Raw genomic sequence first — 12183 nt, 5'->3', positions numbered from 1 at the left:
AGCCGTGTCACTCCATCGGTGCCATCAGCTCGATCTCGGACCCATCCGTCACATCCGTATAAAAACATGTCCGGCGCCCGGTGTGGCACGCAGGTCCTGATTGCTTCACTAGCATCAGCAGGCAATCCCGGTCGCAATCCACACGCAGCGACACAAGCTCTTGCACATTGCCTGAGGTCTCCCCCTTGACCCAAAACGCTTGCCGCGAACGTGACCAATACGTGACACGCGCGGTCTCCAAGGTGCGGGAAACCGCCTCGGCATTCATCCATGCCATCATCAGCACCTCATGGCTGTCCGCATCCTGCGCAATGGCCGGGATCAATCCCTGGTCGTTGAATTTCAGGCTGTTGGGATCGAAATCCGACATGGCAAAACCTTTTGCATCTGTGTCCGAGCCGACTATGTAGGGGGAAACGCCACACGACACCAGAGCGGAGGGGCCATGCCCGCCGATACCGACCTGATCAAGCTTTATTCCAGCCGCATCCTGGGCCTCGCCGCTGATATTCCGCATCACGCACGGCTGGCTGACCCTCACGCCACGGTTAAGAAGCGCTCGCCCCTTTGTGGATCAACCGTGACAATTGATGTGCAAGTGGAAGACGGGCGCATTGTTGGCTTCGGTCAAGATGTCAAAGCATGCGCTCTTGGTCAGGCTGCAGCGGCTGTCACGGGCGGTGCCGTCATCGGGCGCACACTCGACGAAGTGCAAACGGCCCGCGATGCGCTGCGCGCCATGCTGAAATCTGGTGGTCCTGTTCCGGAAGCCCCCTTTGATGGGTTCGAAGTTCTGGAACCCGCCCGAGACTACAAGAACCGACATGCGTCTATCTTGCTGAGTATCGAGGCGACGGCAAAAGCTATGGAACAAGCACTGCAATCCGATTGCGCCTGAGCAGTCGTTAACCAGTCGGCCTCCAACCCATCGCACCGCCACAACTCATTAAATAGATAAAAAAAAGCGCCGCACATCCGGGCGGATGGCGGCGCAGGGAAAGCGTCTCTTGCGTGGGACAGATCCAAGACCCGTGGCAAACGGGGGCGTTCAAACAGCAGGCAGAGCTGGTGAAACGCGGGACAGCACCTGGGACGGGCGCGGTATGGGATCAAGCAAGATCGCAGGCAGAAACTCAAATCAAAGACGGCAGGTGCAGCGCAACAACCAACATCACCGTCAGGGCAGCCGCGCCCGCAGCATCCTGAAGCAAGGTGGCTTCGGCGCGGGAGGCGATATCCTTGATTTGGCGCAACGTGGTCATGTCGACATCTCCATCTTCGAGTTGCCTCTTTGTTCTCATATTATTAACCATGCGTAAAGAACTTTTTAAGAACATTTGCGAACTTTTCGGAACAAACCGCCTAACCCACTGAAATCAAACGGATCGCTTCGTCCTGTCGCATAAGCCACAAGAGAACGCGCGCCGCCTTTCCCCGCGGGGACAAAAGCTCGGGGTCTTCGGTCAGCAGTTTGCGGGCGTCTGATTGCGCAATCGCCATCAAACCCGCCTGCCGCTCAAGGTCCGCCACCTGAAACTGCGGCACGCCAGATTGGGCTGTGCCGATCAGGTCGCCATATCCCCGCATTTGCAGATCAGTCTCGGCAATACGAAATCCATCCTCGGTCTCACGCAAAACTTCCAGTCGCTTTTGTCCGGCATCCGACAACGGCGCTTGATAAAGAAGCAGGCAAGTTGAGGCAGCATCCCCCCGCCCGACACGTCCACGCAACTGGTGCAACTGCGCAAGACCAAAGGTTTCTGCCCGCTCGATCACCATGATCGTGGCGTTGGGAACGTTTACGCCCACCTCGATCACCGTTGTCGCGACCAGCACACCTATCTTACCTGCCTGGAAGCGGGCCATGGCAGCGTCTTTTTCCGCAGGTGGCATTTGGCCGTGGACCAAGCCAACGCGCTCCTCACCCAACACTGCGCGCAAACGCTTGAATCGTTCCTCGGCTGCGGTCAGGTCGACAGCCTCGCTCTCTTCGACCAGCGGGCAGACCCAGTAGGACTGCCGCCCCTCGTCCATCGCGGCCTGCAAACGTGCAACCACTTCATCCATGCGGCCGGTGCTGACCATGGCCGTTTTGATCGGCTTGCGCCCGGGCGGCTTTTCATCCAGCACCGACACATCCATATCGCCATACTGCGCCAGAGCCAGCGAGCGTGGGATCGGCGTGGCCGTCATCACCAACACATCCGCCGCCCCACCCTTTTTGCCAAGAGCCAACCGTTGCCGCACACCGAAGCGATGCTGTTCGTCAACAATGGCTAAACGCAAATCAGAGAACACAACGTCGTCCTGAAAAACGGCATGGGTGCCCACAAGGATCTGAATGTCGCCACGGGCCAGCGCCGACAGTTTCGCGCGACGCTCCGCACCTTTGTCCCGCCCCGTCAGCAACTCCAGAACAACGCCGGCATCTTCGGCCAAGGGCTGCAAGCCTTCCAGATGCTGACGCGCCAGGATTTCGGTCGGCGCCATCATCACGCCCTGCCCGCCTGCTTCGACGGCAATTAGTAAGGCCATGAACGCGACCAGCGTTTTGCCCGCGCCCACATCGCCCTGCAAAAGACGGTTCATGCGGGTGGATGCCGCCATGTCCCCGGCAATCTCGGCAATGGCGCGTTCCTGCGCCCCCGTGGGTGCGTAAGGCAATGCGGCGCGCACGCGCGCCTGAAGCCGTTCCGTACCCTTGGTTTCGATCCCCACGGTCTGACGTTCGGACGCGCGCGCCAAAGCAAGGGTAAGCTGATGTGCCATCAACTCATCGTACGCCAGCCGCGTGCGCGCAACAGCATCCGGAGACAGGTCACCTTGCGCCTCAGGCGTATGCACCGCTTGCATTGCCGAAGAAAAATCGGGCCAGTTTTCCTGCATCAATTGCCCCGGATCAATCCACTCCGCCAGTTCCGGCACACGGGCCAAGGCAGAGCGGGAGGCCTTGAACATGGTCTTTTGCGTGACCCCTGCCGTCAGGGGATAGACCGGTTCGAACGGCGGGATACCTCCGGCCTCTTCCACGGGCAGGATATGGTCGGGATGCACCATGTTCGCGATGCCATCGAACAATTCGACCTTGCCAGACACGACGCGCGTGCTGCCGGTCGGTAGCACCTTGTTCAGGTAGTCGCTGCGCCCATGGAAAAAGACGAGTTGAAAGCTGGTCTGCGCATCCTCTACATGAATGCGATATGCACCGCCACGATTGCGGGCGGGATGATGGGCGCCCACCGTCACCTTCACCGTCAGGGTCGTGGGCAGTGCAGCCCCCTCAACCGTGTCACGCAAGGCACGATCAACGCCCGTGTGCGGCAAGGTGAACAACAGGTCACGCGGCGTAGAAATGCCCATATGGCCCAGGTTCTGCGCCGTCTTGGGCCCAACACCGTCGAGCGTTTCAATATCCGCAAAGAGCGGAAACAGGATTTCAGGGCGACTCATATCGACCCAATCAGATCCAGCCAGCCATCTTCATCAATGGTTTCAATGCCCAGATCCGCCGCCTTTTTTGCCTTCGATCCCGCACCAGGGCCAGCCACCAATAAATCCGTCTTCGCACTGACAGAACCGGAGACCTTGGCCCCCAAAGCCTCGGCCCGCGCCTTTGCCTCGGCTCGTGTCATCTTTTCCAATGTACCGGTGAAAACGACTGTCTTACCTGCGACCGGGCTGCCCGATGTGTTTGGGCGTGCTGCCTCTTCAATGTTCAAATGCGCGACAAGGCGGTCAATGCTCGCGATCTCGGCCTCTTGATTGAAGGTTGTGGCAAGCGATCCGGCCATGACCGCGCCGACACCGTCGATGCTGAGCAGATCCTCCCACGCCTCGTTGCCTTCTTCGGCACCGCGCATCGCTGTGCTGAACGCGTCCCATGTTCCGTAGTGCGTGGCCAGGAGGTTCGCTGCGGCCTCGCCAACATGGCGAATCCCGAGCGCGAAAATCATGCGCCCAAGCCCAATGTTGCGACGCTCATCAATAGCATCAAACAGATTTGCCGCTGACTTTTCACCCCAGCCTTCACGGTTCTTAAGTTGCTGCAGTCCGGCGCCATACCGGTCGCGTAGGGTGAAAATGTCAGCCGGTTCAGTAATCCACTTGTCGCCGTGGAATTGTTCCACCTGTTTCGCGCCCAGTCCGTCGATGTCGAACGCAGTACGGCTTACAAAATGCTTCAGCTTTTCCACCGCCTGCGCCGGACAAATCAGCCCGCCCGTACAGCGGCGTACAGCATCGCCCGGCTCGCGCACGGCCTCGCTGTTGCACTCGGGGCAGCGGTTCGGCATGACATAGGGCTCTGCATCCTTGGGGCGCTTGGACAGATCAACATCCGCTACCTTGGGAATCACGTCACCAGCGCGGTAAACCTGCACCCAATCACCTACACGGATGTCCTTGCCGTCGCGAATCTGTTCACCTTTGTTGTCACGGCCCGCGATGTAATCCTCGTTGTGCAACGTGGCGTTCGACACCACGACACCGCCGACAGTGACAGGTGTCAGGCGCGCAACCGGGCTGAGTGCGCCGGTGCGACCCACCTGAATGTCGATGGCTTCAAGTCGGGTCCAGGCTAGCTCTGCAGGGAACTTGTGGGCCACAGCCCATCGCGGCGTGGTGGACCGGAAGCCCAGCCGGGACTGTAGCCCGAGGTCATTGACCTTGTAGACAACGCCGTCGATGTCATAGCCAAGCGTCGCGCGCTCCTGTTCGATCAGGCGGTAATGCCTGATCATCTCTTCCGGCCCATTACACAGTCGGGTGAGCGGATTGGTTTGGAAACCAAGAGTGTTCAGCCGTTCGATGGCCCCCATCTGGGTATTCGCAAGTGGATCGGACAGCGCACCCCAAGCGTATGCAAAGAACCGAAGCGGTCGGGCACGTGTTATGTTGGCGTCAAGCTGACGCAGCGACCCGGCCGCTGCGTTGCGTGGGTTGGCAAATGTTTTTTGCCCCGCGGCTGCCTGTCGATCATTCAGCGCTTCGAAGTCTGGGTGCGACATGTAGACTTCACCTCGCACCTCCAGAATCGCAGGTGCCCCTTCAAGCGTGCCAGGAATGTCGTCGATCGTGCGGGCATTGGCCGTCACATTTTCGCCCACGGCCCCGTCACCGCGCGTGGCTGCCTGCATGAGAACCCCGTCTTCATAACGCAGGGACAAGGACAGGCCATCAATCTTTGGTTCTGCAGTGTAGGACAGTGCCACATCCGATCCGAGGCCAAGATACTTCCGAATGCGCCCGTCGAATTCAGACACATCCGCATCGTCAAACGCATTTGAAAGTGACAGCATCGCAACAGCATGGGTGACCTTGGAAAACCCGTCGGCTACCGGCGCACCCACCTGTTCGCTTGGGCTGTCACCCCGTTTCAGATCGGGAAAATGCGCTTCAATCTCTGCGTTGCGGCGCTTGAGGCGATCATACTCGGCATCACTGATGTCAGGGGCATCTTCGGTGTGATAGGCAGCATTGGCGCGCGCCAGAATATCCGCCAGACGCGCAAGTTCCGCCACGGCCTGATCCCGAGTCATCGCGTCGATCTTGATAGTGTCCGTCACAATTCATCCCCTGCGCTTGTCGCGCCAAGAGATAAAAGCCGAAGCGCAAGTGGTCCAGTCATTGATGAACGTCGAAAGGTGAAACAAAAAAAGGGTCGCTGCACTACCCCGTGCGGCGACCCTTTTTCGGAGGGTTGTAGCGGCCTCTAGGCGCCCACGGCCATCGGTGTATTGTCTGCCATCTCTGCCGGCTCTGGATCGCGCAGCACGTATCCACGACCCCAAACGGTTTCGATGTAGTTCTGACCGCCTGTGGCATTGCTGAGCTTTTTGCGCAACTTGCAGATGAACACGTCGATGATTTTCAGCTCAGGCTCGTCCATGCCGCCATAAAGATGGTTCAAGAACATCTCTTTCGTCAGTGTCGTGCCCTTCCGCAGGCTCAGAAGCTCAAGCATCTGATATTCTTTGCCGGTCAGGTGGACCGTTTTGTTGTCAACACTGACTGTCTTGGCATCCAGGTTGACGGATACATTGCCGGTATTGATGACGGATTGCGAATGCCCCTTCGAGCGGCGGATGATGGCGTGGATACGTGCAACCAGTTCTTCGCGGTGGAATGGTTTTGTCAGGTAGTCGTCGGCGCCAAAACCGAACCCCTTGATCTTGTTTTCGGTGTCGTCCGCGCCTGACAGGATCAAGATCGGCGTTTCAACCCGGGCCAGACGCAATTGGCGCAGCACTTCGTGCCCGTTCATATCGGGCAAATCCAGATCGAGAAGGATCAAGTCGTAATCATAGAGCTTGGCCAGGTCGATCCCTTCCTCACCCAAATCCGTCGCATAAACGTTCAGGTTGGCATGGGTCAGCATCAGTTCGATGCTTTTCGAGGTGGTTGGGTCGTCTTCTACAAGCAATACGCGCATTCTTCGGATCTCCACACAAAGGGCGTTCAGGTGTTGAAGCAAACGTGAACCGAAAAGGTTAACTACACGTTACCCTTGATGAAGTCGTAACTTAACAACCTAAAGTTGTCTATATTTTTGTAGTGCTGTTGCCTTCAAAGCCTCCTCTCCGTGCGTCGAAACGGCGCGAACCCATTCGTGAAATTCCTCTTCGCTCAACCCATAGCGCTCAAGTGCCGCCTCTTGCGTGAGAAGACCGTACAACACGCCGCGCACCACTGCGGCCTTGCGCGACGCGACCCAGCGCCGTGTCGTGGCGGGAGGCAGGTCCGCTTGCGTCAGCACGGAACCATCCGGCAAGGTTACAGCACGTGGGCCATCCACTTTCTTCAAATACATCACACACCGCTCACTATTCATGTTTGCGCAGAGCTTGGGCGAATGCGTTTAATGCGCCGTTAAACGGGGCCTTGAGACTATTTCGGATTTTCATATATATGCGCCCAATCCCCTCGGAGATCTGCCATGCTTGACCAAAACGGTCCGCTCAACTCACTGGGCTTTGCCAAAGACCCGGCTGACACTCGTGTCGTCGTCGCCATGTCCGGCGGCGTGGACAGTTCTGTTGTGGCGGCAGAGCTGAAGAGCCAAGGCTACGATGTCGTAGGTGTGACTTTGCAACTCTATGATCATGGCGCAGCGCTTGCCAAAAAGGGGGCGTGCTGTGCTGGTCGCGACATTCATGATGCGCGCCGTGTGGCCGAAGAGATGGGATTTCCCCACTATGTCCTCGACTACGAAAACGTGTTCCGCGACGCGGTCATTGATGAGTTTGCTGACAGCTATCTGGGCGGCGCGACGCCAGTCCCATGCATCCGCTGCAATGAGCGGGTGAAATTCAAGGATCTGCTTGAAACAGCTAAGGATCTTGAGGCCGATTGCATGGCGACCGGTCACTATATCCAACGTAAATTGGGCGCGCACGGGGCTGAGCTGCATGCAGCAGCAGATGCCGGACGCGATCAGAGTTATTTCCTGTTTTCGACCACGTCTGAGCAGTTGGACTACCTGCGTTTTCCATTGGGCCATCTGCCTTCCAAAGACGACACGCGCGCGCTGGCTGCAAAGTACGGATTGGGCGTGGCGGACAAGCCTGACAGTCAGGACATCTGCTTCGTACCCAATGGCGACTATGCGTCAGTCATCCGCAAGCTGCGCCCCGAGGCTGCGGCCCCTGGTGACATTGTCGATCACACCGGGCGGGTGTTGGGCAGCCATGACGGGGTGATCAACTATACGATTGGACAACGGCGCGGTCTGGGAATCGGCGGCCTGGCGGATCCGCTTTTTGTCGTAAAGCTGGATGCCGAAAACCGGCAGGTTGTCGTTGGACCCAAGGAGATGCTGGCCACCCGCACGATTCCCGTGCGCGAAGTGAATTGGCTAGGCGACGCCCGATTCGACAGCAAAGACGAGTGGCATGTGGCCGTCAAAGTCCGATCAACCCGACCACCGACCGACGCGATCATCCGGCCGATCAGCGCAACCGAAGCCACCGTTGAACTGGCTGCGGCCGAGGCGGGTGTGTCCCCTGGGCAAGCCTGTGTGTTCTACGATCGGGACAGCAGTCGCATCTTTGGCGGTGGGTGGATCCACCAGGGTTAGTCCCTGCGCCTTGTCAGACGATGCTGCTTCCGGTTAACTGAACATACGTTCATATTTTGACAGGAGTGGCTCGCATGAAACTCGACACAACCATGGCGGTCGTAACGGGCGGCGCGTCCGGGCTTGGCGAAGCAACCGCACGCCACTTTGCAGCGCAGGGTGCGCAGGTAACACTGCTGGACCGCGACGCGGAACGCGGAACGGATGTTGCAAGCGAGATTGGCGGACACTTTGCCGAAACTGACGTGACGGACGAAACATCGGTCGCAGCAGCCATTGATTTGGCCCACAGCAGGATGGGCGGGTTAAACGCGGCAGTGAATTGCGCGGGCATAGCCGTTGGTATCAAGACAGTAGGACGTGATGGGCCACATCCCCTTCCCGCCTTTCAAAAAACGATCGACATCAATCTGGTTGGCAGTTTCAACGTCGCGCGTCTGGCAGCGGTGGCGATGGCCGACAATGAACCCGAGTCCGATGGTGCGCGGGGCGTGATCATCAACACAGCCTCGATTGCCGCTTTTGACGGGCAGAAGGGTCAAACCGCCTATGCCGCGTCCAAAGGTGGTGTTGTGGGGATGACGCTGCCAATGGCACGCGATCTCGCATCGTCTGGCGTGCGAGTCATGACGATTGCACCGGGCATCTTCAAAACCCCGATGCTGGCCGGGTTGCCCGAGGATGTGCAGGCAGCCCTGGCAGCCGATGTGCCAAACCCGCCACGTTTGGGTGATCCGAATGAATATGCACGTCTTGCAGCCTTTATCGTCGAGATGGGTTATTTGAATGGCGAGGTCATCCGCTTGGATGGCGCACTGCGGATGCGATGATGCGCACCGAGCGGGAAAAGATGGAGGCAGGTGAGTGGTACACCTGCCTTGATGATACGCTGGAAGACCTGCGTATGGTGGCATTGAATGCGGTGCACGCACATAACCATTTGTCCCCGTCAGAGCGGCGAACACTTAGCGCGCCATTGCGCGCGCTTTTTGCCCAAGTGGGTACAAATTGCCTGATCGAAGCCCCCTTTCATTGTTCCTACGGTCGGAACATTCATCTTGGGGCCGAGGTGTTTATCAATAGCGGCTGCGTGATCCTCGACAGCGCCTCTGTGCGGATTGGAGAGGGCACAATGATTGGCACAGGTGCGCAGATTCTGTGTGCGGATCACCATCGTGATCCAGTCAAACGGCGTGCCGGAATAGAACGGGCATTGCCTGTGACCATTGGTGCGGATGTGTGGATCGGGGCCGGTGCGATCATCATGCCTGGAGTTACGATCATGGACCAAGCGATCGTGGGCGCTGGCGCCGTTGTGACCAAAGACATTGCCGAAGGCGCAACGGTGGTAGGTGTCCCTGCCCGTCCGACTTAGGCTTCGGCCTTCTCCTCAAGCATCAGCCACTCTTCTTCCGCGGCGTCCAGCTTGGCCTGTCGTTCGGTCAATGCCTCGGTTGCCTTGCGGAATTTGACCGGCTCACGAGTGTAAAGATCAGGGTCAGACAACAACACTTGCAGCTTGGCCAATTCCGCTTCAAGCCGCTCAATCTCGGCTGGCAGCGCTTCAAGCCGGTGCTTTTCCGTAAAGGACAACCCAATCTTGGGCGACTGTTTTGGCTTGGCCGTGGCGGCCCCCGGTCTCTTAACTGCTTCAACAGATTGCGGAGTTTGTTTCGGACCGCGCTGGGATTGATAATCGCTCCATCCACCAGCATAGACAGTGGCCTTCCCGTCCCCCTCCATCGCAATGGTGGTGACCGCCACACGGTCAAGGAAATCACGGTCGTGACTGACCAAAAGGACCGTGCCATCATACTGGCCCAGCAGGTCCTGCAACAAGTCCAGTGTTTCGACATCCAGATCGTTGGTCGGCTCATCAAGCACCAGGACATTGGACTGCCGCGCCATGATGCGTGCCAGCAGCAGACGCGCCTTTTCACCCCCTGAAAGGGACCGCACGGGCGCACGCGCTTGCGCTTCATCAAACAGGAATTCCTTAAGGTATCCAACGACATGCTTCGGGTTGCCACGCACCATGACCTGATCGGCCTTGCCGCTGACTCGCATGTCGGGATCACTGGTCAGACTGTCCCACAGGCTGGCATCCGGGTCAAGTTTCGAACGGGCCTGATCAAAAACGGCCAGTTCCAGATTGGTGCCCATTGTGACCGTACCGGTATCGGGCGCGACCTCTCCGATCAGCATCTTGAGCAAAGTGGTCTTTCCGACACCATTCGGGCCGACAAAGGCAATGCGATCACCGCGCTGCACCTTGAGCGAAAATGGCTCGAGGATCACCTTTCCATCGTAAGACTTTGAAATACCTTTTGCTTCCAACACCTTCCGACCGGACTTGGGTCCTGCGTCCAATGCCATCGCAGCCGCGCCCTGACGCTTGATCTGAGCGGCCCGCTCGGCACGCAGGTCTTGCAGCGCACGCACGCGGCCCATGTTGCGCTTACGTCGCGCGCTGATGCCTTCGACAGCCCATCGCGCCTCGGCCTTGATCTTGCGGTTCAGCTTGTGGCGGGCGGTGTCTTCTTCATCCCAGACCGTGTCTCGCCAAACTTCAAACGCCTCAAAACCTTTTTCCTGGCGGCGAACACTTCCTCTGTCTATCCAAAGGGTTGTACGGGTGAGCTCACGTAGGAATGCTCGGTCGTGGGAGATGAGGACAAAACCGGCTCGGGTGGCCTTCAATTCGGCTTCGAGCCAGGCAATGGCTTCGATGTCGAGGTGGTTTGTCGGTTCGTCCAGCAGCATCAGATCCGGCGCTTCGGCCATCAAGCGCGCCAATGCAGCGCGGCGGCGCTCCCCTCCGGAGGCAGTCTCCACCGGGCGCGCCGGATCGAATTTCAGCCCTTCGCCGGCCCGCTCAACCTTGTAGAGATCGGACGGTTCCAACCCGTGAATTGCAAAGTCACCCAGCGTCGCAAACCCTTTCATATCAGGGTCTTGCTCCATGTATCCGACGCTCACGCCCGGACCTGGAACGACCTCACCGCGGTCTACTTCGACCAAGCCGCCCATCACTTTCATCAGTGTCGACTTGCCCGATCCATTGCGACCCACAAGGGCGATACGATCGCCCGGTTGTACAACCAGGGACAGGTCATCAAAGACGGGATCGCCGCCAAATGTGAGCGAGATATCGGAGAGCTGAAGCAGAGGAACACGGGCCATATCCGGGCAGCTAGTGGGTCAATCCGGGGGCGTCAACCAGGGTGTCACCCCCCGTGCAGCATCCGTACACCCCTTGTACACCCCCAACGCACGCTGAAATGCCTGCTTGCGCAACGATACCCGTATGGACTGAGGTCGCGCGCACTGGCAGACTGGACCGTTGAAATCAGCCGATGACGGCGCGCAACAGCTTTTTTCGGGCCGGCGGAATGGACCCGATCTCGACCCCGGTAAAAACGTGCAGCGTGTTCATCTTGTCATCAACCACCGCATGGTCGCTGACCCAGCCGCCCATCATCAGATAGGTCCGCAATAAGGGCGGCATACGTAGCATCGCCTTTTTCGCGTCCGGCTTGCGGCGCAGGCGCGCGGCATATTTGAAGACTTTTGGCGCCTTGACCCGCGGCAACCACCGTTTGGGGGCTAGATGGCGCGCCTTGAGCATCGCGAAGGCATCCAGATAGTCTGCCGTTTCGGTACCTGAGAAAGAAGAACAGCCAAAAAGGAGTTCGACCCCTTCGTCATCTACATATGCGGTCATCGCCCCCCAAGCGACACGCAGGATGTCCGGGTCCGCCGCAGCGGGATCGACACAAAAACGGCCCATCTCGACCATCTTGCCATCAAAAGCTTCCAGCGCAGTGAGTTCATAGTACTGGGCCGAATAGCTGTGCGAGATTGTGGCCCCGGTGAGAGGCAGCATCCGGAAGCAGCAGACAAGCGCGTCATCCGCGATTCGGTGGATCAAGATATGCTTGCACCGGTCATCAAAGACATCCGCATCCGACACCAGCCCAAAACAACGGGCGCGCAACCTCTTGGCAGCTTCGATGTCAGCAAGGCCCCCGGCTTGCCGCGCCACATACCGCCCTTTTTTCAACCTGATCATCGGTTCAGCCTCCTGCCCAAGCCATATGTTGCCCCGA

12 protein-coding genes are annotated in these 12183 nt (G+C 58.5%); 4 read left to right on the top strand and 8 right to left on the bottom strand.

Annotated features, from left to right (window positions below):
* Window positions 1-7: 7 nt before the first annotated feature.
* Complete coding sequence (gene hisI, locus Q1A51_RS09135) at window positions 8-370, bottom strand: phosphoribosyl-AMP cyclohydrolase (RefSeq protein WP_299597053.1); 363 nt, start codon at window positions 368-370, stop codon at window positions 8-10.
* Between the two features lie 75 nt (window positions 371-445).
* Between hisI and Q1A51_RS09130 the strand changes: the two genes are divergently transcribed.
* The gene (locus tag Q1A51_RS09130; protein ID WP_299597056.1) at window positions 446-898 is read left to right on the top strand and encodes an iron-sulfur cluster assembly scaffold protein; all 453 of its coding nucleotides are present in this window, start codon (window positions 446-448) and stop codon (window positions 896-898) included.
* A gap of 235 nt (window positions 899-1133) precedes the next feature.
* Here Q1A51_RS09130 and Q1A51_RS09125 read toward each other — a convergent pair whose 3' ends face one another.
* From Q1A51_RS09125 to Q1A51_RS09105, 5 genes are all read right to left on the bottom strand, one after another.
* Window positions 1134-1262 (bottom strand): hypothetical protein, encoded by a 129-nt coding sequence (locus tag Q1A51_RS09125; RefSeq protein ID WP_299199629.1) that lies wholly within the window; start codon window positions 1260-1262, stop codon window positions 1134-1136.
* Between the two features lie 100 nt (window positions 1263-1362).
* A complete protein-coding gene (gene recG, locus Q1A51_RS09120) occupies window positions 1363-3450 on the bottom strand; it encodes an ATP-dependent DNA helicase RecG (RefSeq protein WP_299597059.1) in 2088 nt (695 codons plus the stop codon).
* Complete coding sequence (gene ligA / locus Q1A51_RS09115) at window positions 3447-5537, bottom strand: NAD-dependent DNA ligase LigA (RefSeq protein ID WP_299599637.1); 2091 nt, start codon at window positions 5535-5537, stop codon at window positions 3447-3449. The genes recG and ligA overlap by 4 nt, the downstream gene beginning before the upstream one ends.
* Before the next feature lie 173 nt (window positions 5538-5710).
* Window positions 5711-6430 (bottom strand): response regulator transcription factor CtrA, encoded by a 720-nt coding sequence (ctrA, locus tag Q1A51_RS09110; protein WP_299597062.1) that lies wholly within the window; start codon window positions 6428-6430, stop codon window positions 5711-5713.
* A 99-nt stretch (window positions 6431-6529) separates the two neighbouring features.
* Complete coding sequence (locus Q1A51_RS09105; protein ID WP_299199645.1) at window positions 6530-6808, bottom strand: DUF1153 domain-containing protein; 279 nt, start codon at window positions 6806-6808, stop codon at window positions 6530-6532.
* A gap of 126 nt (window positions 6809-6934) precedes the next feature.
* Here Q1A51_RS09105 and mnmA point away from each other — a divergent pair, with 126 nt between their 5' ends.
* The 3 genes from mnmA to Q1A51_RS09090 all read left to right on the top strand — a co-directional run bounded on the left by mnmA (window position 6935) and on the right by Q1A51_RS09090 (window position 9449).
* The gene (mnmA, locus tag Q1A51_RS09100; RefSeq protein WP_299597067.1) at window positions 6935-8074 is read left to right on the top strand and encodes a tRNA 2-thiouridine(34) synthase MnmA; all 1140 of its coding nucleotides are present in this window, start codon (window positions 6935-6937) and stop codon (window positions 8072-8074) included.
* 74 nt (window positions 8075-8148) lie between these two features.
* Entirely contained in the window at window positions 8149-8904 is a 756-nt protein-coding gene (locus Q1A51_RS09095) for a 3-hydroxyacyl-CoA dehydrogenase (protein WP_299597073.1), read from the top strand.
* On the top strand, window positions 8901-9449 hold the full coding sequence (locus Q1A51_RS09090; protein WP_299597078.1) for a sugar O-acetyltransferase: 549 nt from the start codon (window positions 8901-8903) through the stop codon (window positions 9447-9449). The genes Q1A51_RS09095 and Q1A51_RS09090 overlap by 4 nt, the downstream gene beginning before the upstream one ends.
* On the opposite strand, the gene Q1A51_RS09085 is transcribed toward Q1A51_RS09090, so the two are convergent.
* Window positions 9446-11257, bottom strand: a complete 1812-nt coding sequence (locus tag Q1A51_RS09085) for an ATP-binding cassette domain-containing protein (RefSeq protein ID WP_299597084.1) — start codon at window positions 11255-11257, stop codon at window positions 9446-9448. The two genes, Q1A51_RS09090 and Q1A51_RS09085, sit on opposite strands and share 4 nt — an antisense overlap.
* Before the next feature lie 166 nt (window positions 11258-11423).
* The gene (locus Q1A51_RS09080) at window positions 11424-12146 is read right to left on the bottom strand and encodes a GNAT family N-acetyltransferase (protein ID WP_299597089.1); all 723 of its coding nucleotides are present in this window, start codon (window positions 12144-12146) and stop codon (window positions 11424-11426) included.
* Between the last annotated feature and the right edge of the window lie 37 nt (window positions 12147-12183).

It is taken from the genome of uncultured Tateyamaria sp. (genome assembly GCF_947496075.1).
Taxonomy (GTDB): domain Bacteria; phylum Pseudomonadota; class Alphaproteobacteria; order Rhodobacterales; family Rhodobacteraceae; genus Tateyamaria.
Note: the sequence above shows the minus strand (reverse complement) of the source record. Positions and strands in the feature narration are given on the sequence as shown.

Excerpts from the sequence above, each read along its gene's own strand:
- hisI (WP_299597053.1), bottom strand. The coding sequence starts at position 370 with ATGTCGGATTTCGATCCCAACAGCCTGAAATTCAACGACCAGGGATTG.
- Q1A51_RS09130 (WP_299597056.1), top strand. The coding sequence starts at position 446 with ATGCCCGCCGATACCGACCTGATCAAGCTTTATTCCAGCCGCATCCTG.
- Q1A51_RS09125 (WP_299199629.1), bottom strand. The coding sequence starts at position 1,262 with ATGACCACGTTGCGCCAAATCAAGGATATCGCCTCCCGCGCCGAAGCC.
- recG (WP_299597059.1), bottom strand. The coding sequence starts at position 3,450 with ATGAGTCGCCCTGAAATCCTGTTTCCGCTCTTTGCGGATATTGAAACG.
- ligA (WP_299599637.1), bottom strand. The coding sequence starts at position 5,537 with ATGACTCGGGATCAGGCCGTGGCGGAACTTGCGCGTCTGGCGGATATT.
- ctrA (WP_299597062.1), bottom strand. The coding sequence starts at position 6,430 with ATGCGCGTATTGCTTGTAGAAGACGACCCAACCACCTCGAAAAGCATC.
- Q1A51_RS09105 (WP_299199645.1), bottom strand. The coding sequence starts at position 6,808 with ATGTATTTGAAGAAAGTGGATGGCCCACGTGCTGTAACCTTGCCGGAT.
- mnmA (WP_299597067.1), top strand. The coding sequence starts at position 6,935 with ATGCTTGACCAAAACGGTCCGCTCAACTCACTGGGCTTTGCCAAAGAC.
- Q1A51_RS09095 (WP_299597073.1), top strand. The coding sequence starts at position 8,149 with ATGAAACTCGACACAACCATGGCGGTCGTAACGGGCGGCGCGTCCGGG.
- Q1A51_RS09090 (WP_299597078.1), top strand. The coding sequence starts at position 8,901 with ATGATGCGCACCGAGCGGGAAAAGATGGAGGCAGGTGAGTGGTACACC.
- Q1A51_RS09085 (WP_299597084.1), bottom strand. The coding sequence starts at position 11,257 with ATGGCCCGTGTTCCTCTGCTTCAGCTCTCCGATATCTCGCTCACATTT.
- Q1A51_RS09080 (WP_299597089.1), bottom strand. The coding sequence starts at position 12,146 with ATGATCAGGTTGAAAAAAGGGCGGTATGTGGCGCGGCAAGCCGGGGGC.